Origin of the sequence: Affinirhizobium straminoryzae (genome assembly GCF_007004135.1) — a bacterium.
In the GTDB taxonomy this organism is placed as follows: domain Bacteria; phylum Pseudomonadota; class Alphaproteobacteria; order Rhizobiales; family Rhizobiaceae; genus Neorhizobium; species Neorhizobium straminoryzae.
This window is the reverse complement of record NZ_VJMG01000048.1, coordinates 27,955-54,218: the sequence shown is the minus strand read 5'-3', so window position 1 is coordinate 54,218 and position 26,264 is coordinate 27,955. Positions and strand designations below refer to the sequence as shown.

The 26,264-nt window shown below is 65.0% G+C and carries 27 protein-coding genes; 16 read left to right on the top strand and 11 right to left on the bottom strand.

Features of this window, described 5'->3' with window-relative positions:
• Nucleotides 1-95: 95 nt before the first annotated feature.
• The 3 genes from FNA46_RS17125 to FNA46_RS26110 all read right to left on the bottom strand — a co-directional run bounded on the left by FNA46_RS17125 (nucleotide 96) and on the right by FNA46_RS26110 (nucleotide 2,011).
• Nucleotides 96-1,376: a low temperature requirement protein A gene (locus FNA46_RS17125; protein WP_143126426.1), complete on the bottom strand. Its 1,281-nt coding sequence runs from the start codon at nucleotides 1,374-1,376 to the stop codon at nucleotides 96-98.
• Nucleotides 1,377-1,381: 5 nt separating this feature from the next.
• Nucleotides 1,382-1,768, bottom strand: a complete 387-nt coding sequence (locus FNA46_RS17120) for a gamma-butyrobetaine hydroxylase family protein (RefSeq protein WP_143126425.1) — start codon at nucleotides 1,766-1,768, stop codon at nucleotides 1,382-1,384.
• 99 nt (nucleotides 1,769-1,867) lie between these two features.
• Nucleotides 1,868-2,011, bottom strand: coding sequence for a hypothetical protein (locus FNA46_RS26110; protein WP_185969892.1), 144 nt, complete (start codon nucleotides 2,009-2,011; stop codon nucleotides 1,868-1,870).
• A 246-nt stretch (nucleotides 2,012-2,257) separates the two neighbouring features.
• On the opposite strand from FNA46_RS26110, the gene moaA reads away from it, so the two are divergent.
• The 3 genes from moaA to FNA46_RS17105 all read left to right on the top strand — a co-directional run bounded on the left by moaA (nucleotide 2,258) and on the right by FNA46_RS17105 (nucleotide 5,388).
• The gene (gene moaA / locus FNA46_RS17115; protein WP_143126435.1) at nucleotides 2,258-3,244 is read left to right on the top strand and encodes a GTP 3',8-cyclase MoaA; all 987 of its coding nucleotides are present in this window, start codon (nucleotides 2,258-2,260) and stop codon (nucleotides 3,242-3,244) included.
• A gap of 272 nt (nucleotides 3,245-3,516) precedes the next feature.
• A complete protein-coding gene (gene tcuC / locus FNA46_RS17110; protein ID WP_246103152.1) occupies nucleotides 3,517-4,812 on the top strand; it encodes an MFS transporter in 1,296 nt (431 codons plus the stop codon).
• A gap of 174 nt (nucleotides 4,813-4,986) precedes the next feature.
• Nucleotides 4,987-5,388, top strand: a complete 402-nt coding sequence (locus tag FNA46_RS17105) for a hypothetical protein (protein ID WP_143126423.1) — start codon at nucleotides 4,987-4,989, stop codon at nucleotides 5,386-5,388.
• Between the two features lie 11 nt (nucleotides 5,389-5,399).
• On the opposite strand, the gene FNA46_RS17100 is transcribed toward FNA46_RS17105, so the two are convergent.
• Together FNA46_RS17100 and FNA46_RS17095 are read right to left on the bottom strand one after the other, a co-directional pair.
• A complete protein-coding gene (locus FNA46_RS17100) occupies nucleotides 5,400-6,056 on the bottom strand; it encodes a hypothetical protein (protein ID WP_143126422.1) in 657 nt (218 codons plus the stop codon).
• On the bottom strand, nucleotides 6,053-8,587 hold the full coding sequence (locus tag FNA46_RS17095; RefSeq protein WP_143126421.1) for a methyl-accepting chemotaxis protein: 2,535 nt from the start codon (nucleotides 8,585-8,587) through the stop codon (nucleotides 6,053-6,055). Before FNA46_RS17095 ends, FNA46_RS17100 begins: the two co-directional genes overlap by 4 nt.
• A gap of 239 nt (nucleotides 8,588-8,826) precedes the next feature.
• Between FNA46_RS17095 and FNA46_RS17090 the strand changes: the two genes are divergently transcribed.
• The 4 genes from FNA46_RS17090 to FNA46_RS17075 all read left to right on the top strand — a co-directional run bounded on the left by FNA46_RS17090 (nucleotide 8,827) and on the right by FNA46_RS17075 (nucleotide 11,787).
• On the top strand, nucleotides 8,827-9,732 hold the full coding sequence (locus FNA46_RS17090; protein WP_143126420.1) for a DMT family transporter: 906 nt from the start codon (nucleotides 8,827-8,829) through the stop codon (nucleotides 9,730-9,732).
• A 48-nt stretch (nucleotides 9,733-9,780) separates the two neighbouring features.
• A complete protein-coding gene (gene mobA / locus FNA46_RS17085; RefSeq protein WP_246103151.1) occupies nucleotides 9,781-10,434 on the top strand; it encodes a molybdenum cofactor guanylyltransferase MobA in 654 nt (217 codons plus the stop codon).
• A complete protein-coding gene (mobB, locus tag FNA46_RS17080; protein ID WP_143126419.1) occupies nucleotides 10,431-10,955 on the top strand; it encodes a molybdopterin-guanine dinucleotide biosynthesis protein B in 525 nt (174 codons plus the stop codon). Before mobA ends, mobB begins: the two co-directional genes overlap by 4 nt.
• Before the next feature lie 70 nt (nucleotides 10,956-11,025).
• Entirely contained in the window at nucleotides 11,026-11,787 is a 762-nt protein-coding gene (locus tag FNA46_RS17075) for a hypothetical protein (RefSeq protein WP_143126418.1), read from the top strand.
• Between the two features lie 102 nt (nucleotides 11,788-11,889).
• Here the strand turns inward: FNA46_RS17075 and FNA46_RS26565 are convergent, their stop codons facing one another.
• On the bottom strand, nucleotides 11,890-14,271 hold the full coding sequence (locus FNA46_RS26565; protein WP_143126417.1) for an OmpA family protein: 2,382 nt from the start codon (nucleotides 14,269-14,271) through the stop codon (nucleotides 11,890-11,892).
• A gap of 298 nt (nucleotides 14,272-14,569) precedes the next feature.
• Between FNA46_RS26565 and FNA46_RS17065 the strand changes: the two genes are divergently transcribed.
• Entirely contained in the window at nucleotides 14,570-14,836 is a 267-nt protein-coding gene (locus FNA46_RS17065; RefSeq protein ID WP_143126433.1) for an usg protein, read from the top strand.
• A gap of 101 nt (nucleotides 14,837-14,937) precedes the next feature.
• Nucleotides 14,938-15,753, top strand: coding sequence for a class I SAM-dependent methyltransferase (locus FNA46_RS17060; protein WP_143126416.1), 816 nt, complete (start codon nucleotides 14,938-14,940; stop codon nucleotides 15,751-15,753).
• 51 nt (nucleotides 15,754-15,804) lie between these two features.
• Here FNA46_RS17060 and FNA46_RS17055 read toward each other — a convergent pair whose 3' ends face one another.
• Nucleotides 15,805-15,999, bottom strand: a complete 195-nt coding sequence (locus FNA46_RS17055; protein WP_143126415.1) for a hypothetical protein — start codon at nucleotides 15,997-15,999, stop codon at nucleotides 15,805-15,807.
• A gap of 179 nt (nucleotides 16,000-16,178) precedes the next feature.
• Between FNA46_RS17055 and FNA46_RS17050 the strand changes: the two genes are divergently transcribed.
• The 4 genes from FNA46_RS17050 to FNA46_RS17035 all read left to right on the top strand — a co-directional run bounded on the left by FNA46_RS17050 (nucleotide 16,179) and on the right by FNA46_RS17035 (nucleotide 20,245).
• Nucleotides 16,179-16,733: a DinB family protein gene (locus tag FNA46_RS17050; protein ID WP_143126414.1), complete on the top strand. Its 555-nt coding sequence runs from the start codon at nucleotides 16,179-16,181 to the stop codon at nucleotides 16,731-16,733.
• 3 nt (nucleotides 16,734-16,736) lie between these two features.
• Nucleotides 16,737-17,147: a CopD family protein gene (locus FNA46_RS17045; protein ID WP_143126413.1), complete on the top strand. Its 411-nt coding sequence runs from the start codon at nucleotides 16,737-16,739 to the stop codon at nucleotides 17,145-17,147.
• A 98-nt stretch (nucleotides 17,148-17,245) separates the two neighbouring features.
• A complete protein-coding gene (locus FNA46_RS17040) occupies nucleotides 17,246-18,115 on the top strand; it encodes an NAD(P)-dependent oxidoreductase (RefSeq protein ID WP_143126412.1) in 870 nt (289 codons plus the stop codon).
• 237 nt (nucleotides 18,116-18,352) lie between these two features.
• On the top strand, nucleotides 18,353-20,245 hold the full coding sequence (locus FNA46_RS17035; RefSeq protein ID WP_246103150.1) for a methyl-accepting chemotaxis protein: 1,893 nt from the start codon (nucleotides 18,353-18,355) through the stop codon (nucleotides 20,243-20,245).
• 131 nt (nucleotides 20,246-20,376) lie between these two features.
• Here FNA46_RS17035 and FNA46_RS17030 read toward each other — a convergent pair whose 3' ends face one another.
• The 3 genes from FNA46_RS17030 to FNA46_RS17020 all read right to left on the bottom strand — a co-directional run bounded on the left by FNA46_RS17030 (nucleotide 20,377) and on the right by FNA46_RS17020 (nucleotide 22,172).
• On the bottom strand, nucleotides 20,377-20,865 hold the full coding sequence (locus FNA46_RS17030) for an Lrp/AsnC family transcriptional regulator (protein ID WP_143126410.1): 489 nt from the start codon (nucleotides 20,863-20,865) through the stop codon (nucleotides 20,377-20,379).
• Between the two features lie 66 nt (nucleotides 20,866-20,931).
• The gene (locus FNA46_RS17025; protein WP_425468774.1) at nucleotides 20,932-21,585 is read right to left on the bottom strand and encodes a uracil-DNA glycosylase family protein; all 654 of its coding nucleotides are present in this window, start codon (nucleotides 21,583-21,585) and stop codon (nucleotides 20,932-20,934) included.
• Nucleotides 21,570-22,172 carry a thermonuclease family protein gene (locus tag FNA46_RS17020; RefSeq protein ID WP_143126409.1) on the bottom strand — a complete coding sequence of 201 codons (603 nt, stop codon included), beginning with the start codon at nucleotides 22,170-22,172 and terminating at the stop codon, nucleotides 21,570-21,572. Before FNA46_RS17020 ends, FNA46_RS17025 begins: the two co-directional genes overlap by 16 nt.
• A gap of 117 nt (nucleotides 22,173-22,289) precedes the next feature.
• Between FNA46_RS17020 and FNA46_RS17015 the strand changes: the two genes are divergently transcribed.
• Entirely contained in the window at nucleotides 22,290-23,825 is a 1,536-nt protein-coding gene (locus tag FNA46_RS17015) for a sensor histidine kinase (RefSeq protein ID WP_143126408.1), read from the top strand.
• Between the two features lie 42 nt (nucleotides 23,826-23,867).
• Entirely contained in the window at nucleotides 23,868-24,077 is a 210-nt protein-coding gene (locus FNA46_RS17010; RefSeq protein WP_143126407.1) for a hypothetical protein, read from the top strand.
• A 257-nt stretch (nucleotides 24,078-24,334) separates the two neighbouring features.
• Here FNA46_RS17010 and cobT read toward each other — a convergent pair whose 3' ends face one another.
• Nucleotides 24,335-25,372: a nicotinate-nucleotide--dimethylbenzimidazole phosphoribosyltransferase gene (gene cobT / locus FNA46_RS17005; RefSeq protein WP_143126406.1), complete on the bottom strand. Its 1,038-nt coding sequence runs from the start codon at nucleotides 25,370-25,372 to the stop codon at nucleotides 24,335-24,337.
• A 99-nt stretch (nucleotides 25,373-25,471) separates the two neighbouring features.
• Here cobT and cobS point away from each other — a divergent pair, with 99 nt between their 5' ends.
• Entirely contained in the window at nucleotides 25,472-26,257 is a 786-nt protein-coding gene (gene cobS, locus FNA46_RS17000) for an adenosylcobinamide-GDP ribazoletransferase (RefSeq protein WP_143126431.1), read from the top strand.
• Nucleotides 26,258-26,264 lie beyond the last annotated feature (7 nt).

Genomic DNA, 26,264 nt, shown 5'->3' with positions numbered 1-26,264 from the left:
CGATGGATGCACTGACGGGCGGCACACTACGCCATTGCGCGCCCGCATCAAGCGGCGCAGGCCCGATTAGTCACCCCCGGGGCCCGCCAGCAAAGTCACTCGCCGCGGACGTCGCCCGGATCGTCGGAAACCGCAGGAATGCGCTCGAGCTGCCGGTATTCGCGCACGGCCACACCCAGCAGCACCAGCAGCGCGCCGAGCGCCGTCCAATGCGTTTTCAGCAGCGGCGCAATCGCCATCAGCACCGCCGCCGCGGCGATCCCCGCCACATGCGAGGCCGGAAAGCGGCCCGTGGTCATGCGCTTGACCCAGAGATTGCCCGCGAGAAAGACGAAAGGGCCGCCGAGGATGACCGCAGCACGGCCGAGATCGCCCGCCTCGCCCGGATGGGCCAGCAGATGCTCGGCCGCCACCGCCGAAAGAATGATGCCCGCCACAACGGGCATGTGGCCATAGGTAAACACATGCAGCGCCACCTCGCCCGGCTGGTCTGCCTCCTCGATTTCGCGACTCGCCTTTGCCTGCCCGAAGTGAAAGTAGATCCACCACATCAGCACCGTCACCGAGAAGGCCCCGATGAAGGTGGCCACCAGCATCGGGGAAAGGTCCTCGTCGGCGAAGCTGCGGCCGATCGCCAGAATGCTCTCGCCAAGACAGATCATCACGAAGAGCGCACAGCGCTCGGCCATGTGTTCGCCGGAAATATCCCAGTCACCGGCATGCGAGCGACCAAGACCGGGCACGAAGAAGCGCAGTTCAGGCGCCGCATATTCGAGGACGAGCGCCAGCGCCCACAGCAACAGGCGCATCTCCTCGCCGCACATCGCTCCTCCGATCCAGAAGAGAGCGGAGAGACAAAACCACAGGAAGACGCGCAGGAAATTCCGGCGCAGGGCCGGGCGCACCTGACGGAACGCATAGATCGCAAACAGGGAGCGCCCGACCTGCATGGCGGCATAGGCGCCGGCAAACATCAGCCCCTTTTCCGCAAAGGCTTCCGGGATGGCAGACGCCATCAACAGACCGAAGAACATCAGGGCGAACAGCAGCACCCGCACGGGTGTGCGCTGCGGATCCAGCGTGTTCATCACCCAGGCGGTATGGTTCCAAACCCACCAGAGGGCGAGTGCCACAAGGCCGCCCTCGAAAAGCCCGACAGGGGTCAGGTCACTGACGATGGCATGCGACAGCTGGATCAGGGCAAAGACGAAGACAAGGTCGAAAAAGAGTTCAGGGAAGCCAACCTCGCGATCACCCTGCGGCTCGTCCCGCAGCCAGTCGTCACCGGTATCGGGCGGAGCATCGTCACGTCCTCTCCCACGCCCTCTCCTATGTATGCCAGCGCCGTGACCTGTCGCTGCGGGGCGCTCTGTCATGCGGGCTAACGCGCCATGGCGGGCGTGTCGCGATTCAGCCCCTTGGCTGCAAGCTCCGCCTCATAGGCGGCAAACAGCGTGGCGCCGTCCTCGCCGAGTTCGCGCAGATAGCGCCAGGTGTAGATGCCGCTGTCATGTCCGTCGTCGAAGGCGATGCGCACCGCATAATTACCGGCCGCCACCACGTTGCGGATCGCCACCTGCCGCTTGCCGGGCACGGTCACCTTCTGGCCGGGGCCATGGCCCTGCACCTCGGCCGAAGGGGAGAGAACGCGCAGCATTTCGGCGGGCAGCGCAAAGCGCGCGCCGTCATCGAAGGCAACCGTCAGGGTGCGCCTGTCCTGCGAGACGCGCAGTTCCGTGGGCCAGGCATGATCGGGTGTGCTGTTCATGGTCGTCATCCGTTTCCTGCAAGATGGATTGTCGCGCTGTCTTGGCAAGGGGCGCCAGGCGGCGTCTTGTCCTGCCATAGCAGCCGGGCGTCCCGCTTGCTATCGCTGAAGCCCCCAGCGCGCGTAAAGCGCATGCAGGGCCGCAGGCGACTCCACCCGCATCTTCGGCACCGTGATCTGCTGGAACAGCTCTACATAGCGCGCCCGGTTCTTCGGCGTCGCCACCAGGATGTGGCGGATCATGTCCCATTTGACGCTGTCGCGGCCGCCCTCCAGTCCGCCCTTGCGGTCACGCTCGAACAGGCAGCGGCAGAAATAGTGAGCCGGTGGTCCTATCCCTCTTTTGTGACAGGACCATTCACCCGGACCAGAGTTTGGACTTGACGCCGCGCGCCTGCCAACCCAGATTCCGCGGATGGAGGACATCGCTTGAACAGTCTGGTCAATCCACCTGCCGCTTCCCACCCGCTGACGGCCGACAGCCGTGCGATGATCGATCCCTTCGGTCGCGCGGTCACCTATCTGCGTGTCTCCGTGACCGACCGCTGCGATTTCCGCTGCACCTACTGCATGGCGGAAAACATGACCTTCCTGCCGAAGAAGGACTTGCTGACGCTCGAAGAGCTGGACCGGCTCTGTTCGACCTTCATCGCCAAGGGGGTGCGCAAGCTCCGGCTGACGGGCGGCGAACCGCTGGTGCGCAAGAACATCATGTTCCTCGTGCGCGCGCTCGGGCGCCACATCGAGGCGGGCCGGCTGGACGAATTGACGCTGACCACAAACGGCTCGCAACTCGCCCGCCATGCGGCCGAGCTTTACGAATGCGGCGTGCGCCGCATCAACGTCTCGCTCGACACGCTCGATGCCGAAAAATTCCGCGCCATTACCCGCTGGGGCGATCTTTCCAAGGTGATGGAGGGCATCGAGGCCGCGCAGAAGGCGGGGCTGAAGATCAAGCTCAACGCGGTTGCGCTGAAGGGCTTCAACGATCACGAAATCCCGGAAATGCTGCGCTTCGCCCACGGGCGCGGCATGGACCTCACCGTGATCGAGACCATGCCGATGGGCGAGATCGACGAGGACCGCACCGATCAGTACATGCCGCTTTCCGAACTGCGTGGGCGTCTGGAGGAAACGTTTTCGCTGGAGGACATCGCCTACAAGACAGGCGGTCCGGCCCGGTACGTGACGGTGAAGGAAACCGGCGGCCGCCTCGGCTTCATCACGCCGATGACCCACAATTTCTGCGAAAGCTGCAACCGCGTGCGCCTCACCTGCACCGGCACGCTCTATATGTGCCTTGGCCAGAACGATGCGGCGGATCTGCGCACGGCACTGCGTGCATCGCAGGATGACGCCTATCTCTCGGCCGCCATCGACGAGGCGATTACCCGCAAGCCGAAGGGCCACGACTTCATCATCGACCGCAACAACCGCCCCGCGGTTGCCCGCCACATGAGCGTCACCGGAGGCTGATCTTGGATCAGTCGCCCCCCTTCGCCATGCTTTCCCAATCATCACACTTTTTGACCGATTTTCGCCGCCTTTCGGTCGCAGTCCTGTTCTTCTGACGATTCCATTGCAGCCGTTGCACGGACCTTAGCCCTGCGGTCCATCGGGCGCCGCTGTTTCGGCATCGCCAGCACATCTGTTATCGCGAAGGTATGTCCACCTGCCCCGTGCGGCGCTCCAGCCGGTTTCCCAAACCGGCAGCCCCATCGGCATTCCTCACTGCAAGGAGAACGGTCGTGAAGGAAACACGCACCGAAACCATCAAGACCGTGCTGCGCGTCACAAGCGGCAACTTCCTCGAAATGTTCGATTTCTTCCTGTTCGGCATCTATGCCTCGCATATTGCCGCGACATTTTTCCCCAACGACAATCCCTTCGTCTCGCTGATGGCGACCTTTCTCAGCTTTGCGGCGGGCTTCGTCATGCGCCCGATCGGCGCCCTGACGCTCGGCCCCTATATCGACCGCATCGGCCGCCGCAAGGGCCTGATCGTCACGCTGGCGATCATGGCGATGGGCACGGTGCTGATCGCCTTCGTGCCGGGCTATGCGACGATCGGCATCGCCGCCCCGCTGCTGGTGCTGATCGGCCGGCTGCTGCAGGGCTTTTCCGCCGGCGTGGAACTCGGCGGCGTCTCGGTCTATCTCTCTGAAATGGCGACACCCGGCAACAAGGGCTTCTATGTCAGCTGGCAATCGGCCAGCCAGCAGGTGGCGATCGTGGTGGCCGCGCTTCTCGGCTTCATCATCAACAACACGCTGATGCCGGCGCAGATTTCGAACTGGGGATGGCGCATTCCCTTCTTCATCGGCTGCATGATCATTCCCTTCATCTTCATCATCCGCCGCTCGCTGCAGGAAACCAAAGAGTTTTCCGAGCGCAAGCACCAGCCGTCGACGGCGGAAATCTTCCGCACGCTGTTCGGCAACTGGCAGGTCGTGCTCGGCGGTGTCGGCATGGTGATGATGACCACCGTCTCCTTCTACCTGATCACCGTCTACACGCCCTCGTTCGGCAAGACGGTGCTGCATTTGACCGAATCACAGGCGCTGCTCGCCACCATGGCGGTCGGCATTTCCAACTTCATCTGGCTGCCGATCGCCGGTGCCGCCTCAGACCGGATCGGCCGCAAGGCGATCCTCATCACCTTCACGCTGCTCGCCGTGCTGACCGCCTATCCGGCACTCGCCTGGCTCGCCTCCGACATCACCTTTGCGCATATGGTCATCGTCGAGCTGTGGCTCTCCTTCATCTATGCCTGGTACAATGGCGCGATGGTGGTCGGCCTTACCGAGGTGGTGCCGGTGACGGTGCGCACGGCAGGCTTCTCGCTCGCCTACAGCCTCGCCACCACGCTCGGCGGTTCGTCGCTGGCCATTTCCACCTGGGCGATCGAAGTCACGGGCGACAAGGCCGCCCCCGGCTACTGGATGAGCTTTGCCGCCGTCTGCGGTCTCGCCGCGACGCTCTTCCTCTATCGCCGCAACGGCGCCGGCACGGCCGCGAGTGCTGCCGCCGCCGCGCGCCGGTAAACACCCGAAGAGCGGGCGCAGCCCCATGCTTGCGTCCCGTCCTGCAACAACGGCCCGCCCTCTTCAGCGAGAGCGGGCCGTTTGCGTTCCGGCTGGCGGTTGGCCGGTTCATCCGCTACACCGTCTCGCATGACGCAAACCACGCTCACGGAAAGAAGGTCCGAGACGGCCCAAATGCCGCTTGCCGGGCGCAGCTGTGGCACCTGCACGCTCTGCTGCGATCTGCCGGAGATCGCGGCGCTGGACAAGCCGGCGAACCGGCTCTGTCGCCACGGCATCGCGGAAAAGGGCTGCAGCATCTATGAACGCCGTCCGGCGCTCTGCCGCGATTTCCTCTGTCTCTGGCGCACCGACCCGTCACTCGGTCCCGAATGGAAGCCGGACAAGGCCGGGCTGATGATCTACCGGCAGGGACCGCAGACAACCGTTCTCGTCCGTCCGGACCAGCCGGACGCCGCCGCCCGCGAACCCTATGCCAGCGGGTTGCGGCTGCTTGCCGGGCAGGCGGAGGCCGCTGGCGGCTATCTCATCATCTATGTCGGTGAAAAGGTCAGGCGACTGCGCCCGATCGATTGACGCGGCGGGCGTCACGCCGGCGGCGATGCATCCGCATACTCGTCTCCCGGCGAAAGCTGGTAGAGGCGAACCAGCGCTGCCCAGAACGCATCGTCCACAGCCGGCGCACCTTGAGGCTTGCCGAAGCCCGGAAAATGATCGCCGAGCCCCAGCGCATGGCCGAACTCGTGAACCACCTGGTCGAAGGTCGCCCGGTGACCGGCAGGCGAATCGATGCGAACGCATAGCGGTCTCCGGAAGCGCCCCTGCTCGTCGACCGTGTCATCATCCCAACCGGTTTCATCCCCGAGACCGCTGACATTGCCAATACAGATTTCATGAGGTTCCGCAGGATTTCCAGCCGCGGTTCCGAGGCTGACAACGAGGCCGGCCCGTGGGATAACAGCCCGGCCCGGACCTCGGACGAGGTTAAACACGGGTCGTTCAAGAACCTTATCTATAAGTGCAACAGCCGCCTCGGCTCGCCGATCATTGGTGAGAAAGACGGGGATCGGTCCTGCGTCAAGCGCCCAGCGCTTCACCCTGCCCGGCAGAAACGATTTCAGATTCGAGTGCTGGGGAGAACCATTGCTTCGCGACAGGATGGCGTCGATTCCTTCTGGAAAGCGCTTGTCGCGCAGCCACCGTTCTGCCGACCGGAATGCGACCGTGGCGGAAAATTCGCTCATGCCGCCCATCCCTTGCGCATCGAGGCAGCTCCCGGCTCATTGGTCCGGAAATGCTCGATCTTCTCCGCCAGTGCCTCGACGCGACCGCGCAGGCCGTGGATTTCGGCAGTGTTTTCTTCCACCATCGCGGCATTGCGCTGGGTGATCATCTCCACCTCGCCGAGCGCCTGCGACACCTCGCCGATGCCGATCGACTGCTCGCCGGTGGCGGCCGAAATGTCGGCCACCAGTGTCTGGACGGTCGCGATATGGGCGATGATCTCGGTCAGCGCCCGGCCTGTCTGTTCCACCAGATGCACGCCGTTACCCACCTGCTCGGCACTGACGGAAATCAGCCCCTTGATCTCCCGGGCAGCGTTGGCGCAGCGCTGTGCAAGTTCGCGCACCTCCTGCGCCACCACCGCAAAGCCACGGCCCGCCTCGCCGGCACGCGCCGCTTCCACCCCGGCATTCAGCGCCAGAAGGTTGGTCTGGAAGGCGATTTCATCGATCACGCCGATGATGGTGGAAATCTTTTCCGAGGAGCGGCTGATCTCGTCCATCGCCGCGATCGCGCTCGTCACCACCTGACCGGATTGCGTGGCGAAGGCTTCCGTCTGGTTGACGGACTGGGCGGTACGCTGCGCGCTGCCGGCGGTGGACTTGACGAGATCGCTGAGTTGCCGCAGCGCCCGCGTCGACTGCTCCAGAGCAGACGCCTGCTGCTCGGTGCGGCGCGCCAGATCATCGGCCGATGCCGACAGATTGCCGGTTCCGCTGTTGATGTCGTCGGCCACGGCCCGCACATCGGCGAGCGTGGCACGCAAGGTCCGCACCGCCTGGTTATAGGTGCGCGCCATGTCCACGAAGTCTTCCGGCAGGGCCTCGCTCATCTCCTGTTCGAGATCGCCCCCCGCCAGGCGGTGCAGGACCTCGGAGAGCGCCGAGAGCGCCTGGCGCTGCTCGTTGCTGATGCGCGCCCGCTCGGCAGCACGCCGCTCGGCCTCCAGCCCGGAGGCTTCGCGCGCGGCCGATGCCTCCTGCTCGAGCCGGATGTTTTCAAGCGCTGCATCGCGGAACACGCTGACCGAGCGGACCATGTCGCCGATCTCGTCACCGCGCTCGCGCCCCTCGATCTTCACCTCCAGATCGCCATTGGCGAGCCGGGTCATGATCTCCGTCACCCGGCGCAGCGGACCGCGCAACGTTTCCACCAGCATCAGCGCACCGATGATCGCCAGCACCGTGCCGATCACGGTCGCCGCCAGCGACAGGTTGGCCGAGAGGGCGCTGTCCTGCTTGCCCGCTTCCTGCGCCTCCGCCACGAAGCTCTTCAGCCCCTGCATGCCGGCGGCGAGCGTCTGCTCGGTGGCCGTCCGGGCAGCCTTCCACTGGCCGGCAAGGTCGAGCAATTGCTGGGCATGGCCGGTCAGCCTGTCGAGGATTGGCAGAAGCTGCGGTGCAAAATTCTTCATCGCCTCCTTCTTCTGGCCGAGATCGGAGACACGGCCGCCTGCCGCCTTTAGCGCGGCGATATCGGACAGCACGTCCTTGCGTGCCGCCTCGGTCAGCGTCACGCGAAGGCGCTCCACATGCAGTTGCAAGAGATCGTTGAGCCGAAGGGCCTCGGCAATCTCCGTCACCAGCGCACGGTTGACCTGCAGATCGCCCTCAAGGTTGGCGAAGCGGTCTGCGGCATTGGAGGTGCTCTTCTCCATCTCGGTGCGGTAGACATCGCGCACCGGCAGGAGTGCCGCCACCGCCTGGCGAATGGCCTCCGCCTTGTCGGCGGGGGCAAGATCGCCCTTCACAAGCCGGTCGAGGTCGAGCGCCTGTGCCTTCAGCGCTTCCAGCATGCGCTCCACCTTGGAGGTGCCGCGACCCGCCACCTTGTCGAATTCCTTGATCAGCGCGGAGAGATAGGTGCCAGCGGCACGGGCAAGGGTGGCATCATTGTCGGCATTGCGGATCGAATCGGCCAGGTTGTCGATGCGGTTGGCCATGCTTTTCAACACAAAGGCATCAAAAAGTGCGCCCTTGGCGAACTTCTCCTTGCTCTCACCCTCCTTGCGCACGCCTTCGAACTGGGCGCTGACGCCGCCGGCCAGTGCACGGATTTCATCGATGCTCGCCTGCATGGCCTGTTCGGTGCCGGTGATGCGCTGCTCCAGCGCCCAGAGCGCGGCGGTGCGCTCGGCAAGCGCCGGCGCCGTCTGCTGCACGACGGCAAGCCGCGTGCGATCGTCCGCGTCGGCCACGAGTTTCTCGAGGCGGTTGACGCCTCCATCCTGCCGGGCGATTGCCTCCTGCAGCGCCTTCAGCGTGCTGGCTTCGGGCGCTGCGAGAAAACCAAGGAGGGCTGCCTGCAATCGTTCGAAATCATCGATGTTTTCAATGGTCGCGCGGGTCACGGTCATGTGGCCGTTCAGCATGCGCGCAGTGTAGAAGCCCGCGAGCCCCACGCCGGCAATCAGCAGCACCAGCGGCACGACGAAGAGCAGAACCTTGGTGACAATCCGGCGGCTCTGGAGAAGACGATCCAGGAACGACATTGCACCTCTCCGTGCACGGCGAAGCGACAGCCGGTCATCGGCGTGCAGCGCTGGTCATCCCTCCTCATGCGGGCCTGTCGGAAATTGGCCCCGAAAGCTTGCACATCCGTTAACGTTTCCGCACCCTGTGCCGGATTCGACAAAAAGACGAGTTGCGGTCGCATTTGTGCACACGGCAAGGGTGGCAGGCTGCCCCCGTGTGCTTTAAGCCTTGGGAAAAGCAGTCTAGGGAATCGGAAATGCCATTGTCGCAGAATGCGCGCGGCGCCGTGATGATGACGCTCGCCATGGGTGTCTTCACCACCAATGATGCCTTCGTGAAGCTCGTCACGCCGGAGATGAATGTCGGGCAGATCATGTTCTTGCGCGGACTGATGACGACGGCCATGCTGCTGCTGCTCGCCCGTCAGGCCGGCCTGCTCCGCGACATCAGGCAGATGCTGCATCGGAAGGTCATCCTGCGCTCCACCTTCGAGATCGGCGCGGCGATCACCTATATCTCGGCGCTTGCCCATATCGACCTCGCGGTCGCCGCGACCATTCTTCTGTCGCTGCCGCTTGCCGTCACCTTCGGCGCCTGGCTGATCTTCAAGGAGCCGGTCGGCTGGCGGCGCTGGTCGGCGATCATGGTCGGCTTTGTCGGTGTGCTGGTGGTGCTGAGGCCGAGCCCGGAGGATTTTGTGCCCGCTTCCCTGCTCGCCGTCGTCGCGGTGTTCTTCACGGCCGGGCGCGACCTCACCACCCGCCGTCTGCCACCGGCGCTGCCGACGCTCCTCGTCTCGCTGTTTGCCGCCCTCACCAACACCGTGTTCGGCGCGGCCCTCATCCTGCCGTTCGGTGGCTGGAGCCCGGTCAGCGGCACGGCGCTGATGCATCTGACGGCAGCGGCTGTGCTGCTGATGGCAGGCTACCAGACCATCGTCATCGCCATGCGCTCCGGCGAGATCTCGGTGGTTGCGCCCTTCCGCTATACGAGCCTGATCTTTTCGCTGAGCCTCGGCTTCTATTTCTTCGGCGAGCAGCCGGATGCCTATATGGCGATCGGCGCCAGCCTGATCGTCGCCTCCGGCCTCTATGCCTTCTATCGTGAAAAGCGACGGGCCAGCCCGCTGGCCTGCGCAACCGAACCGCGCGTGCCGCATTGACGTCAACGCGGCCGCCAGAGGTGCCGCCCAACGGAAGGATGTGCGACTTTGAACGGTGACGACCCCCTCAATCCTCCGGGCGTGATCCTGGCCGGCGGCCGTTCGCGCCGCATGGGGCAAAACAAGGCAGATGTCCTCCTCGGCCCAAAGACCCTGCTGGCGCATGTGGTGGACCGCATCCGTCCGCAGGTCTCCACGCTTGCGCTCAATGTGGCAGAAGATGCCTTCGGGGACATCAAGGACGACGGCCGGGGCACTGCCCTGCCCCGCGTGCCCGATACGCTGCCCGGCCGGCGCGGGCCGCTCGCCGGCATTCTCGCCGCCATGCGCCACACCGCGGCCAGCCATCCGCATGTGACGCATGTGCTGACGGTGCCGGTCGACAGCCCCTTCCTCCCAGGCGATCTGATGGCGCGCTTCGCGGAGGTCGCGACCACCAGCGAGGCGATCGCCATCGCCTCCTCGGACGGCAACCTTCATCCGGTCTGCGGCCTGTGGCCCGTCTCGCTCGCCGACACGCTGCAAACATTTCTCGAAGGTCCCGACGAACCGCGGGTCAAGGGCTTTCTCGAGGGCCAGAAGACGTCCGTCGTCGACTTCGAGCTCAGTGTTACCGCACTTGGTCCGCTCGATCCCTTCCTCAACGTCAACACGCCGGACGATCTCGAGACCGCCCGGCGGTTTCTGGAAACACATCCATGACGAACAGCAGACCCAAGGTCTTCGGCATTGCCGGCTGGAAGAATTCCGGCAAGACCGGGCTTGCCGTGCGACTGGTGAGCGAACTCACCGCCCGCGGCTTCACCGTCTCCACCATCAAGCATGCCCACCACGATTTCGACATCGACAAGGTCGGCGCCGACAGCTATCGCCACCGGCAGGCAGGCGCGCATGAGGTCGCGCTCGTCTCCGGCACCCGCTTTGCCATCATGCACGAACTGCGCGGCGCGCCCGAACCGAGCTTCGAGGAGATCCTGTCCCGCCTTGCCCCCTGCGATCTCGTGCTGATCGAGGGCTACAAGCGCGAGCCGGTGCCGAAGATCGAGGCCCGCCGGCTGGAGGCGGCCAAACGCGAGCCGCTGGCCCCGACCGACCCGCACATCGCCGCGATTGCCGCCGACCATCCCGTGGAGGAGACCCACCTTCCGGTCTTCGACCTCGACGACACCGGCGCGATCGCCGATTTCGTTCTGACGGTGACGGGACTGCAGCAGGGACAATAACCTTGCTGAAAGTGCCCTGAACGAGAAGGCAAGGATTGCCGTCCGTCGCGCCTGATGGCATGACGGAGACATGTCGCTCGCCAACCGTCTTTCGTCATGTCTTTCCGCTACCCGGCAGTTCTGCTGGCGGCTATACCAGCGTGCAACAGGCGCTCAGCAGAAGACATTCTTCCTGCACGTCGGCACCCACAAGACAGGCACGACGTCAATCCAGCATTTTCTTTACGACCACAGGGAAGACCTTGACCGGCAAGGCATCTATATTCCCAAAGCTGGCCGCCCGCCCGAATACGCCGGCCATCACCTGTTGCCCTGGCAGATGCTGCGGGACAAGCGCATCGATCCGAGCCTGGACCCGATCAGCGACCTGGTCGCGGAACTGCGCGACGTCCTGCATCCCGTTGTCGTCGTGTCCTCCGAAGACCTCGAATTTGTGGCGACGAGACCCGACCAGCTGCGAGAGTTCTGCAACAGGGTCCGGGCGCTCGGCTACCGCATCGAAATCATCCTCTACCTGCGTGAACGGACGAGTTACATCCAGGCCATCTATCGCGAGCAGACCCGTCAGGGCGCCCGATATCCGCTGGACTGGTACACGCAGCAGGCCGAGGAGACGAATGTCATCAGGATGTCGGAGATCAAGTGCTTCGACCTCGACTATCCCCGCCTGATCCGCAACCTCTCCCGGGCCGCCAAATGTCGCGTGCGCGTCATGCACTACGAGGCAGAGGCGAACGGCATGGGCCTGCTTCCCTCGTTCCTGACCATTCTGGGGGCCGACGAGGCATTCATCGACAAAGGCAGGACGGCACTGCGCTATAATGTCAGCTGATCCCGCGGGTTCGGTCCAATCATGGCATCGGCGCCCATGCCATGGAAAACGGCCGCCGGATCGCTCCGGCGGCCGCCTTGTTCGCTGTCTATATGGAACCGCTTAGCGGTTCTGCGCCACCGGCTTCACCAGCGGGGTGATGCGGCGGATGGTCACGCGGCGGTTTTCCTGCGAGGGACCGTCGGTCAGCACCTTCAGATAGCGCTCGCCATAGCCCTGGGTCGCGAGGTTTTCCGGCGGAATGCCGTAAACATCCGTCAGCACGTTGGCGACTGATTCCGCGCGGCGGTCGGAGAGGACGAGATTGCTCTCGTCCGAGCCGACGGCGTCGGTGTGACCTTCGATCAGGAAGGTCTCGCTCGGATTGCGCTTCAGGATTTCCAGGATGGCATCGGCCACCCGCCTGAGGGTTTTCGCCTGGCTCATGGGCACTTCGGCGCTGCCGGTGGCAAAGGTGATCGTATCGAGGTCGATGCGCGGCACCTTGTCACGGATACGGGCCGAATAGCGCACTTCATCGAGCGAATAGACGCGCTCGACGCGTTCCACCGGCGGCTGTTCCAGGAAGCGGTAGTAGTCGCGATCCGGCTGCGTCGAGGTGTCGATGATGTACTGGTCGACGGGCACCGTCAGCCGCATCGGCGGCAGGTCGCGGCCCGGATCGTACCAGCCACCATTGCCGGGACGGTCCTCCGGCAGGTCCGGGGCATAGTAGAGCACGTCTTCGCGGCCGTCACGGTCGATGCGCGAGCGCTGCAGGATGTTGCCGTACCGGTCGCGGATCGTCACGATCTGCACGCCGCCGTCCCGCTCGATGATCTGGCGCACGCGGCCACCGCGCAACTGCTCATAGCGGGGTTCATAACCCTGCTCGTAGAAGCGCTCGCTGTCGTCGTGGCGCACGAAGGTGCGGTTGTCGATCTGGAAGATGACGCGATTGTCCTCCACCGGGCGCCGGTCCTCGAAGCCGCGCGGGATGTCGTAGCGCGGCGGCGCCTGCATCACCTGACCGCGCTCGGCCGTAACAGGCTCGATGCGAATCGGCGGCATGGGCCGGCCGGGGGCACCGGCCTGGGCGTCCGCGTCGGATTTCGGCGGCGGCGGGGGCGGTGCATCCGGCGCAGCAACCGGACGCGGGCCGGCGCCCGGACCACGCGCATCGGGACGCGGCGGCGCACCGGGCGGAAGCGGTGCCGGTGCCTCCTTGGCACTGTCCAGCACCGCCGCACCGTTCTGCACCGGCAGGACGATCGGCTGGTTGCTGGAGGCCGGATTTTCGGCAATGCGACGGGCGCGCTCGATTTCTTCCGGCGTCATTGGCGGCGCAACGCCCGGCGCCGGACGCGCCTGTTCGTTGCCAGGCGCGACTGGGCGACCGGCCTGCCCGGGCGGCAGCGGCACGGGTTCGGCGCCCGGTGCCTGCGGTGCGCCGGGGGCTCCCGGCGGAACCGGCGGCTTGCCGGGAGTGCCCGGTTGCGGCGGCGCGGACGGATTGACACCCGGCTGCTGTGCGGGCACGGGCTTGCCACCCGGCAGCGGCGCCGGGCTCGGCACGGCTGCCCCACCCTGCGGCTTCGGCGGCGCCTCACCCGCCGGTGGAACCGGCGGCTTTACCGGCACACCGGGTTCGGTCGGCTGCGGGCGTGCGGCATCCTTCGGTGGCTCGACCGGACGCGGTGCGGCAGGCGCCGGCGCTTCGGGCGACGGACGCGGCTTGCCGTCTGCCGGCGCGTCCGCGCCGGGTTGCGGACGGCGGTTCGGTTTCTGGCCGTCCGGGGCAGCGGCGGAGGATTCGGCCGGCGCGGCAGGCCGCTCGGCACCCGCAGGCTCCTGCGGACGCGGACGCGGTGCCTCTCCCGCAGCGGGCTGTGGCTCGCGCTGCGGCTTCAGAGATTCGGCGGGCGCCGCCGGCACGCGGGCCGGACGTTCTGCGGCCGGCGGCTCGGCGGCCGGAGGTTTCGGGGCGACGGGCTTGGGCGCGGGCGCCGGCTCGCGCTGCGGTGCCGGTTCGCGGGTGGGCGGGGCCTCGCGCGGCGGGGCGGCTTCGCGGGCAGGCGCGGGTTCGCGCTGCGGTGCCGGTTCGCGCTGTGGTGCGGGTTCACGGGCCGGAGGCGGGCGCACGGGCTCCGGTTCGCGCTGCGGCGCGGGCTCGCGCGCCGGGGCCGGTTCACGGGCGGGCGGCGCCTCGCGTGGCGGTGCAGCTTCGCGTGGCGGTGCGGCTTCATGTGCGGGGGGATGCTGTCCTTCGTGAGCAGGCGGCTCCTGCCCGCCACCGGCTTGCGGCTTGTGTGGCGGCTTGATGAGCGGCGCGCTGCCATCCTGCGGTGCGGCGCCATTGTCCTGCACGCGGATCACATCCTGCGCGATGCCGGCCGGTGCCATCGGCGCCATGCTGATCGGCATGGCGTGCGCCTGCGGCACCAGGAGGCTCATCGACATCAACGGCATTGCCACGCTGGCAAGGTATCCGGTTCGCTTGGCCATGTTTTCTCCCTGGCGTTTGCTTCGCCCAGATCCGGCGGCCCGTCGGGCACCGTCAAGGGCGCGCGATAACGGAGCTGGGGCCGTTCTGGTTCCACGGCAAAAGAAGCAGAGCCAGATGAACCGAAGCTGAATTCCTCTGGCAGCAGAAGTTCATATTGAGTGCTAAGACTTTGAAAACAAGAGATAAAAACTCTTCGTGAAGACGTGCCGTTAAGCCTCGGTTAAGCCGGCAGTGCTGCAATTGGCAGTCCCGGCGCAACGACGCCGGCGGGGTCAACTCCGAGGGAAACGAACGATGATGACACCTGACATGGACATGATGCTGAAAGGCTATGGCCTCACCACCGCGCAGATCCTCTATCGCTTGCCCGATCATCCGGCGCTGCTTCAGACCTATATCTGGCAGCATTACGATCTCGCACCGGATTTTCCGGAAATGCGCGGTTTTCTGAAATTCTGGCAGGAAAAGCTCGACGGCCCGCTGCATTCGGTACGCTACGTGCACCGCAAGATGATCGCCGCCAGCGAATGGCGGGCGCTGAAGGGCGAATTCATCCTGCATTGACGTGGGCCATCGCCCGCCGACATCGGCTTCTCCTTGCCAAGCCCTCCCCGTGGCCTTAAAGCCGCGGGGAGACCCACCGGCACGGATGAAACGAGGCGGCCATGACGAAGATCGATGAAGAAGCCCTGGCAGAAGCCTACAACCGGGCGCTCGCCCATGAGAAGGCCGGCGAGATCGACGCCGCCGTCGCCGCCTATCACGAGGTGCTGGCCATCGATCCCGAGGATCACGGCGGCGCATCGGTTCGCATTGCTGCCCTTGGTCGCGGGGAAGCCCCGACGCGCGCACCGGATGCCTATGTGGAAACCCTGTTCGACCAGCATGCGGAGGATTTCGAGGAAATCCTTGTCGAGCAGCTCGGCTATGCCGTGCCGCTGATGGTGCTGCAGCGCCTGCAGGAACTCGATCTCGGACCGTTCAAGCGCATGCTCGATCTCGGCTGCGGCACGGGCCTGACAGGCGGCGCCATGCGCGACATCGTGGAAGACATCACCGGCATCGACATCTCCGAAAACATGGTCGAGATCGCCCATGAGAAGGATCTCTACGACACGCTCTACGTCGCCGAGATCGAGGACTTTCTCGAGGACAATGACGACGATGCTTTCGACATCGTGACCGCGACGGATGTGCTGCCCTATCTCGGTGCTCTCGAACCGCTGTTCTTCGGGGCAGCCGAAAACATGGTGCCCGGCGGCATTCTCGTCTTTTCCTCCGAAACCCTGCCGGACGCGGTGATGGCCGGCCGCCCCTACATGGTCGGCCCGCACCAGCGCTTTGCCCATTCGGAAGCCTATGTGCGCGAGCGGTTGAATGCCACGGGCTTTGATCTCGTCGATATCACCGAGATCAACGTGCGCATGCAGGATGGCGAACCGACGCCAGGCCATCTGGTCGTTGCCCGCCTGCGCGGCTGAACGAGAGCCTGCTGGCAGCCGGCGGCGTCAGAGATGACCGCCGGCCGTGCCTCAGCCGGAAAGAAGCGCCAGCAGCGCGTCTACCACCGTGGCGCCACCGATCGGCGCGACCAGCAGAAAAAACAGGTTGAAGCAGATCAGCCAGACCAGCAGCTTCTGCTGGCTGGCGGAGAGCGAGGGCCGCGGCGGATTTTCCGGCGGCGGGTCCGGCTCGCGCCGGTAATAGCCTTGCAGGTCGAGGAACATCGTCGTCCCGATCCTTTCGCGCAGTGACACATGCACGATGCTACGTCAGGCCGCCCGACTGGACCAGATGAAATCGCGCCGTATCAACGCCCTGCCCGGCAATTCCCGCAAGACCGGACGCATGGCTGGTCAGATGCCGACCCTTACACTAGATTTCGTCCGACCGGACGGGAGTCGCCATGTCGCCGCAACGCTATTTCCTCGCCCAGGCCTACAACAATGCCTGGGCCAATCACCGCCTGCTGACCGCATGCCGCAAGCTTTCGGCCGACGATCTCGCCGCCAGCCGCACGAGCTTCTTTCCCTCGATCATTCATACGCTGAACCACATTCTGACGGTGGACTGGTTCTATGTGAGCGCGCTGGAAGGCCGGCCGATGGGATATGCGGCTTTCGACACGGAAATTCCCTTTCAGGATTTTTCCGATCTGGAGCGCGAACAGCGCGCCATCGATCGTCGGCTGATCGATCACTGTCGCCAGATCCAGACGGACGAGTTGTCACGCATCGTCGTCATTCCGCGCGCCCATAGCGAGCAGCGGGAAAGGACTGACCGCCTGCTGCTGCATCTTTTCCAGCACCAGATCCACCATCGCGGCCAGGTGCATGCCATGCTGTCGGGCACGCCCGTCGCGCCGCCGCAACTCGATGAATTTTTCTCCGTCGGCGAAGAGGCGCTGCGGCGTGCCGATTTTGCCGAACTTGGCTTTTCCGAAACACAGATCTGGGGCTGATCAATGCTGTATTTCATCATCAAGGGGCTGCACGTCGCCTCCGACATCATCTGGGTGGGCGGCATGCTCATCAATGCCTTCGTGATCGCCATGGTGCCGCCGCCGATCCGTGGTGGCGTAATCACCGCGCTGCGCCGCTACGACCGGCTGGTGACGACGACGGCGCTGGCCGGCGTCTGGCTGTTCGGCCTCATCCTCGCCTTTGGCTATATCGGCTTTTCCGGCGGCTGGCTGCACCTGAAGCTTTTGATCGTCGGGATGCTCTCGGCGCTGCACGGCATGCAGAGCGCCTGGCTGCGCCGCATGGAGGCCAATCCCCTGCTCGATCCGCCGGCCTTCGTGTCGAAGGGCATGCCGATCGTGCTCGTCTCCACCGTCGTCGTGGTACTGCTTGCCGAAGTCAAGCCGTTCTGACCGTCGGCATGAACGGCATCGGGACGAAACGGACGGTTCCCAAGCGGGCCAAAAGGCAATAGACCGTCCGTCAGAAATCGCTGGAGGTTGTTTGCGAAATGGCGAAGGTTGCGTTTATCGGTCTCGGGGTCATGGGTTTTCCGATGGCCGGGCATCTGAAGACGAAGGGCGGTCACGAGGTCACGGTCTACAACCGCACGGTCGCGAAGGCCGAAAGCTGGGTGCAGAAATTTGGCGGCACCCATGGCACGACGCCGGCGGAAGCGGCCCGCGATGCGGACTTCGTCTTCACCTGCGTTGGCAACGACGATGACCTGCGCTCCGTGACGATCGGCGCCGATGGCGTGTTTGCCGGCATGAAGCCCGGCGCGATCCTCATCGACAACACCACCGCCTCTGCCGAAGTGGCCCGCGAGCTTGATGCCGCCGCACGGGAAAAATCCTGCGCCTTCATCGATGCTCCCGTCTCGGGCGGGCAGGCCGGCGCCGAAAACGGCGTGCTGACCGTGATGTGCGGCGGCGACGAGGAGACTTTTGCAAAGGCGCGGCCGGTGATCGATGCCTATGCCCGCATGGTCGGGCTGATGGGGCCTGTCGGATCCGGCCAGCTCACCAAGATGATGAACCAGATCTGCATCGCCGGCGTCGTGCAGGGCCTGGCGGAAGCGATTCATTTTGGCAAGAAAGCCGGCCTCGACATTGAAAAGGTTGTCGATGTCATTTCCAAGGGTGCCGCCGGCTCCTGGCAGATGGAGAACCGCCACAAGACCATGAACGAGGGGCGCTACGAGTTCGGCTTCGCCGTCGACTGGATGCGCAAGGACCTCGACATCGTGCTGACCGAGGCCAAGCGCAACGGCTCCACGCTGCCGCTGACCGCCCTCGTCGACCAGTTCTACGCCGAGGTGCAAAAGCTCGGCGGCCATCGCTGGGACACGTCCTCGCTGCTTGCGCGGCTGGAGAAGTAGCAGGGCACCCATGCGCCGGAGGACCGTCCTCCGGCGCCCCTTCCTCTGCCGCACCTTCCATCCGCGGGATGCGCTGATCGCCCGAGCTGCGCGCGTTCAGAGCAGCGATACAGGCCAAATATTATAACATCCTGAAATTCAAATTTAATGCTTTGGGCCTAGCTTCTGGCTGTTTAACCAGGTCCCTGAGCGCATCGCGTATGCCCAATGCTTCAAGGCCCGAACGTGGAGGCACCCTTGAAGTTGCTCGAAAATGCCCGGATCATCTCAAAGATTGCAGTGGTCATTGCTGCACTCATCGTCGTCAGTCTTATCATTTCGGTGGTGAGCTACCGTTCCAGTTCCATCCAGTCCGCAAATGCGTACATGACCGACCACACCTATGAGGTAATGTCGAAGGTCAATGGCGCGCTCGCCGCGATGATCGACCAGGAAACCGGCATGCGCGGCTTCCTGCTCGCAGGCGACAGGAAGTTTCTCGAACCCCAGATCGCCGGCGCTGCCGCATTTTCTGAAAACCTCGCAGCCGCCCAGAAGCTGACTGCCGACAATCCGGCCCAGCAGACGCGCCTCAAGGAGATGGCTGCCCTCGCGGAAACCTGGACGTCAAAGGTCGTTACCGCCGAAACCAAACTCATGAGCGACCCGGCCACCCATGATCAGGCACGCCAGATCGAAATTTCCGGGGCCGGCAAGGCGTCGATGGATGCGATCCGCGGCAAGGTCAAGGAATTGCTGGATGCGGAGACGAGTCTGTTGGCCGTGCGCAAGACGGCTGCCATCGAGGCCGGCGAACTGGCACGCACCACGGCGACCATGGGCGGCATCGGCATGATTGCCATCTCCGGTTTCGGCCTGTTGATGCTGAATGGTGCCCTGGTCAGGCCGCTGACCCGTATCAACGCCTCCATGCTCACACTGGCGCGCGGCCAGAACGACATCACCATTCCGGGCCGTGGCCGCAAGGATGAAATCGGCGAGATGGCCGAGGCGGTCGAAACCTTCCGGCAGACTGCCGTCAACAAGCTGGAAAGCGACCGCCAGGCGGCCGAAGCGCGGACAACCTCCGAGGCCGATCGGGCGCGCAACGCGGAAATGACGCGTCAGCGGGCAAGCGAGATGGAACAGGCCACGCAGGGCCTCGCCGAGGGGCTGCGCCAGCTCTCCGACGGCAATCTGGCCTTCCAGCTGGCAACCCCGTTTGCCTCAGACTTCGAAGGTCTCCGCCGCGACTTCAACGCCGCCGTGGCACGGCTCGGCGACACGCTCAGTCAGGTTGCCGTTTCGGCCGGCGCCATCGATTCCGGATCTCGCGAGATGAGCGACAGCGCCAACGACCTGTCGCGCCGCACCGAACAGCAGGCCGCGTCGCTGGAGGAGACCGCTGCAGCGCTCGACCAGATCACGGCCAACGTCTCCAGTTCCTCGAAGCGCACCGAAGAAGCGCGTTCGGTTGCCATCGAAGCCAACCGTTCGGCGCACCAGTCGGGCCAGGTCGTGGCGAATGCCGTGGATGCCATGCAGCGCATCGAGCAGTCGTCCAACCAGATCTCCAACATCATCGGCGTGATCGACGAGATCGCCTTCCAGACGAATCTTCTGGCGCTGAACGCCGGCGTGGAAGCCGCACGCGCCGGGGAAGCCGGCAAGGGCTTTGCGGTCGTCGCGCAGGAAGTACGTGAACTCGCCCAGCGCTCGGCCCAGGCAGCCAAGGAGATCAAGGATCTCATCCGCACCTCCGCCACCGAGGTCGACAACGGCGTGCGCCTCGTCACCGAAACGGGCACGGCGCTGAAGGTGATCGAAGGGCATGTCGTGGCCATCAACACACAGCTGGATGCAATCGCCACGTCGGCCAGGGAACAGTCCGTCGGCCTCTCCGAGGTCAACACGGCGGTCAACCAGATGGACCAGGTGACCCAGCAGAACGCGGCCATGGTGGAAGAGGCAACAGCCGCCAGCTCGCATCTTGCCGGCGAGGCAGACAAGCTGCGCGTTCTCATCGCAAGCTTCCAGCTGCCCGGCCGAGGCCAGACCATGCCGGCCGCCGGCCAGTATTCCCACGCCTCGCCTGCCCGCCAGATGGTCAATTCGCTCGCACGCGCCGTCGGCCAGCGGGCGCGGGCCTGATCACGCCATAGACAGATGCGAACAGAAAAAGGGCCGGAGGCGCAGCTAGCGCCTCCGGCCCTTTTTCATCGGATCCAGTTGCGATTGGCCTGGCGATTTTACCCGGCAGAGCGCCGCCGGATTGTCGTCGCTCAGTCCTCGCCGCTCTTCTGGTTGTCCAGCACCATGTAATCGAGTGGCAGCTCGGTCGTGTACTTGATCTGCTCCATGGCAAAGGCCGAGGACACGTCACGGATCTCGATGCGGGCGATCAGGCGCTTGTAGAAGGCGTCATAGGCGGCGATATCCGGCACCACAACGCGCAGCAGATAGTCCACGTCGCCGCTCATGCGATAGAATTCCACCACTTCCGGGAAATCCACCACGACTTCGGAAAACCGCTTCAGCCATTCGATGGAGTGGCTGGCGGTGCGGATCGACACGAAAACCGTGACCTTGGTGTTGACCTTGACCGGATCGAGCAGCGCCACGCGCCGCTTGATCACGCCGTCCTCTTCCATCTTCTGGATGCGCCGCCAGCAGGGCGTGGTCGACAGGCCCACCTTCTTGGCGAGATCGGCGACGGCGAGCGTCGAATCTTCCTGCAATATGCGCAGAATCTTGCGGTCGAGGCGGTCCATTTTCACTCCCTCTTGGATTATTTTTCTTCATACAGGGAAAAACGGCGCCTGTAACCGAAAACTCTTTCAGCGGATCAGGCTGTCCACATGCTGTCGCAGAACGGGCAGCACCTCGGCTTCAAACCAGGCATTGCGCTTCAGCCAGCCGCTGTTGCGCCAGCTCGGATGCGGCAGCGGCAGCACGCGCGGCCCGTCATTGACGAAATAGCTTTGGCGCCAGTTCCAGACCGTTTCCGTCATGCCCTTCTGGTGTGGGCCCGGCAAGTGCCAGCCTTGTGCGTGCGCGCCGATCGCCAGCACCAGTTCCACCTGCGGCATGGCCCGCACCGCAGCCTCGCGCCAGAGCGGCGCGCATTCCCGGCGTGGCGGCAGGTCGCTGCCCTTGGTGTCATAGCCCGGAAAGCAGAAGCCCATCGGCAGGATCGCGAAACGGTCGGGATCGTAGAATTCCTCGCGCGTCACGCCGAGCCAGTCGCGCAGCCGGTCGCCGGAGGCATCGTTGAAGGGCAATCCGCTCTCGTGCACGCGAAGCCCCGGCGCCTGCCCGGCAATCAGGATGCGGGCGCGCGCCGACAAGACCACAACCGGGCGCGGCTCATGCGGCAGCCGGTCCGCGATGCCGCGTGCCGGCACATCGCGACAGAGGCGGCAACCGGCAATCGCCTGCCGCAGGTCCGAAAGCCTCGCCTCGCGCTCCGTCTCCCCTACCCCCAGATCCACGCAAACCTCTCCGCAAGCCACTGCCACAGCCGCCTTGCCTCCGCCGCCTCGTCGTCGCCGAGCCCTGCACGCCGGCGAAAGTCGCGTGGCGTCTCGAAGGAACCGCTCCACAGCCCGCGCCGGGCTGTTTCCGCCGCCGCCTGTTCGGCCCGATAACGCACCGATCCGCTCGCCAGTGCAAGCCCTTCCCGCACCAGTCGACCGTTCAGATCCTCGCCGTCGGCCTCGCAGGTGACGAGCGGTCGCCCGTAGCGATCAACCGCCGCGCCGCGGCATTGCGGCTCAGCCTGAGCGATCAGCGCCGAGAGCCTTGCGCGCGCCACCCGGCCACAGGGCCAGGCAGTGCCGTCAGCCCGCGCGCAGGTCTGGTCGATTTCCGGGGCGTCGATGCCTGTCAGGCGCAGGCGCTGTCCGTGCTCAGCCAGCGTATCGCCATCCAGGACGGCAAAAGGTCCATTGAAGACCTGATCCGTTCCCTCGTTGCCCCACCGTGCGGCGAGCAGCGCCAGCAGCAGCAGAAAGGCGGCCGTCAGCGCGAGGTCGCGGACAAGCCTCCTTCCCGGCACGTCATGGAAGCGTCTGGACATGGTTAGGCCCCAATTGCAAACGGAAGCTTGGCGAAGATGGCAAACGCTTTCTTGCCCGGCAGGATCTTATTAAGATTTTCGCCCTAGGATTGCCATATCCGGAAGAGTACCCAGGCCATGAGTAGCGGCGTCAGCAGCTCCACAGACAAGATCATCGTGGACAAATCGCGCAGCCATCGCAACAAGGCGGTGTCTAAGGCCGTGCGCGCGACTCGTGAACGGCTGCAGAGCAGCGGCAAGGGCGTGCAGGTTTTCGAGCGCGACATGCTCGGGCTGCACATCAAGACCATGCTGCAAGGCGCTCTGATCCTTCCGCTTTTCGTTGCCCTCGTTGCCGGCGCCGGCCTCTATCTCAGCGGCGATGCGCGCCTGCTTCCCTGGGCGCTGCTGACGCTCGCCGCCCATTCCATCAACCTGCTTCTGGCGCGCCGCGCCGCCCGCAGCGAGTGGGGGGCGGAAAAGAGCAAGACCTGGCACCGCCGCCTGCTGACCGGCCAGCTTCTCCTCGGCTTCTGCTGGGCCGTCTTTGCCTTCGGCGATTGCCGCGCCTGTGGCGGCGAGGGTTTTTATTTCTACAAGGGCGGCGTGCTGCTGGTCGCGATTTCCATCTCGGCCATGGGCAATGTGCTGCTGCGCCGCGCGCTGCTGATGTCCTTCCTGCCGGTGATCGCCGTCCTGTGCCTCAACGCCGTCCTGTCGCGCACCATGCTGGATATCGGGCTCACCGGCATGTGCGTCACGGCACTGGCGCTCTTCCACTATATTTCCGACCGGCTCTACCGCTCCAGCGTCACGCTGATGTCCTATCAGTCGGAAAAGGACGACCTGATTGCCGAGCTGGAAGTGGCGAAATCCGTTTCTGACGAAGCCCGGCGCCGCGCGGAAGAAGCCAATCTCGCCAAGTCGCGCTTCCTCGCCTCGATGTCGCATGAACTGCGCACGCCGCTGAATGCCATTCTGGGCTTTTCCGAGGTCATGGCACATGAAGTGCTCGGGCCGATGCCGAACGCCACCTACAAGGATTATGCGGGCGACATCCATCGATCCGGCCAGCACCTCCTCAACCTCATCAACGAGATCCTCGACCTGTCGCGCATCGAGGCGGGACGCTACGAGCTTTCCGAGGAGGCACTCTCGCTGCTCGACGTGGCGGAAGACTGCATCGGCATGGTGCAGCTGCGTGCCCGCGCCAAGAATATCACCATCCACCAGCAGTTCGAACCGAAGCTGCCGCAGGTCTGGGCCGACGAGAAGTCGATCCGCCAGGTGCTGCTGAACCTGCTCTCCAATGCGGTGAAATTCACCAGCCAGGGCGGCGAGGTGGTGGTCAAGGTCGGCTGGACAGCCGGCGGCGGACAGTATGTGGCGATCAAGGACAACGGCCCCGGCATTGCGGAAGAAGAGATCCCGGTCGTGCTCTCGGCCTTCGGTCAGGGCGCGATCGCCATCAAGAGCGCCGAGCAGGGCACCGGGCTCGGCCTTCCCATCGTACAGGCCATCCTTGCCAAGCATGACGGCCAGTTCATTCTGAAATCGAAGCTGCGCGAAGGCACCGAAGCCATCGCCATCCTGCCCGCTACCCGCGTGCTGCAGAGCCTGCCAGCCGTGGAGGATACCCCAGCGGTCGAACCGCGCCGCAGAAGTTTCGCGTAATCCGCGCTGTCACTTTCAGGTTTTCTAACACATACTGTGACAATGACGCGTCTTTTCGAACAGGCCATCGGCATTGCACGCCGTCTGCCGCCCGAACGGCAGGACGAGATCGCGCGCCTCGTGCTGATGCTGGCGTCTGATGACGATCAGGATTGCGCTAACACGACGGACGGCACCCTGCCCTTTGCCAGCTCATCTCTGCCGCTGGACGGCACGGACGACGAGACGGCCGCACGGCATCTTTCCATCTGAACGCTGACGACCTGCACGGCTAGCGGCGCACGGTCGTCCGAAGAGTCGGATGCGACATCCTGCATCAGCGCGAAGCGGCACCACCGGCATTGACTGCGGCAGAGCACCGCCGCCGATCTCTTCTCCCCGTGGGGAGACGATGCCCGCAGACAGATGAGGTGGCCGTGACCGCAACGCACATCACCTTCAGGCGGGGCGATCCACCGACGGGGCCTCTCCGGCAAAGAAGCCGTCGGAGCCCCGCCCGGTCTTGTTCTTCAATGCTGGTGCGGCACCGGCTGGCCGGCGGTCGTGACCCCCGCCTGCGCAAAGGTCGCCATGCCGGAATGGCAGGCGGCGGCCGCCTTCACGATGCCGGCCGCGAGCGCTGCACCCGTCCCTTCGCCAAGCCGCATGCCGAGCGCCAGAAGCGGCGTCTTGCCGAGCTTCTCGATGGCGCGCAGATGGCCGGGCTCGGCCGAGACATGGCCGATCAGGCAGTGATCGAGGGCGGCCGGATTGGCAGCCTTCAGGATCGAGGCGGCGGCAGTCGCCACGTAGCCATCGATCAGCACCGGAATCTTTTCGACGCGGCAGGCGAGGATCGCGCCGGCCATGGCCGCCACCTCGCGCCCGCCAAGGCGCCGCAGCACTTCCAGCGGGTCGGACAGATGGTCCTTGTGGAAGGCCACCGCCTGCTTCACCGCCGCGATCTTGCGCTCCAGCATTTCGCCATGCGAGCCGGTGCCGGGGCCGACCCAGTCTTCCGCCTCGCCGCCATAGAGGGCAAGATTGATGGCCGCCGCCACCGTGGTGTTGCCGATGCCCATTTCGCCGATGCACAGAAGATCGGTGCCGCCGGCAATCGCTTCCATGCCGAAGGCCATGGTCGCGGCGCAATCGCGCTCCGACAGTGCCGCCTCGCTGGTGATGTCACCGGTCGGGTAGTCCAGCGCCAGATCGAAGATCTTGAGACCGAGGTCATAGGCCGCACAGATCTGGTTGATCGCAGCGCCGCCGGCCGCAAAATTTTCCACCATCTGCTGCGTGACACTCGGCGGATAGGGGGTGATGCCATGGCGCGCCACGCCGTGATTGCCGGCAAAGATCGCCACCAGCGGCCGGTTGACGGCCGGCTGACGGCCGCTCCAGGCAGCCAGCCAGAAGGCGATTTCTTCCAGCCGTCCGAGCGAACCCGCAGGCTTGGTCAGTTGCTTGTCGCGCTCGCGGGCCGCCACCAGCGCGCGGGTATCCGGGCCGGGAAGCTCGCGCAGCAAAGCCCTGAAATCGTCGAAAGGCAGGCCGCTCATGCTCATCGGATCAATCTTCCTTTGCTCTTGTTCCCCTGCCCTAGGTTTCGGCAGCGGAATCTGATTTGCTGGTCCCCTGTTTATCAGGCATCGACGGAGGAACAACTGCCAAACGCCGCGGAATTTTTCACCGACCTCGCCCGCTCCATCGCCTTTCTCTCGCGCCTGCCAGTGCCGGCCCGCGTCTTCGAGGGGCATGACGGCTCGAGCGCGCGCGCCTGCCGGGCCTTTCCGCTGGCCGGCTGGCTGGTGGCGCTCGCGCCGGCGCTGGTGCTGGCAACCTTTGCCACCAGCCCGGCCGTCGATCCGCTGGCCGCCCTCCTGGCGCTCGGCCTGATGACGCTTCTCACGGGCGGACTGCACGAAGACGGGCTGGCGGATGCCTGCGACGGGCTGCTCGGCGGCCGCGACCGCGATCAGGCGCTCCTCATCATGAAGGACAGCCGCATCGGCAGCTTTGGCGTGATAGCACTCATTCTCTCCTTCGGCCTGCGTGCCTCGGCGCTCGTCGCGCTGTCGCTGCTCGTCTCGCCGGGGCTTGGCGCCGGCGCCCTGCTGGCGGCCGCGGCCGTGTCGCGGGCGCTGATGGTCTGGCACTGGCGCGCCCTGCCGCCGGCGCGCGCCAACGGAACGGCGGTTGCCGTCGGCCAGCCGCTGCCGGAGGCGCGCACTCTGGCGCTCGTCACAGGTTTCGGGCTCAGCCTGCTGCTGGTGCCCGCCGGCCTGCCGCTGCTGACCCTGTTCCTGGCGCTCGCGCTGTCCACCCTCGGCGCGACGCTCTTCACCCGCTTCGTGCGGCAGCGCATCGGCGGGCATACCGGCGACACGATCGGCGCCACCCAGCAGATCACGGAAACGATACTGCTGTGCACCCTTGCGGTTGCAGTCTGAAGGGATG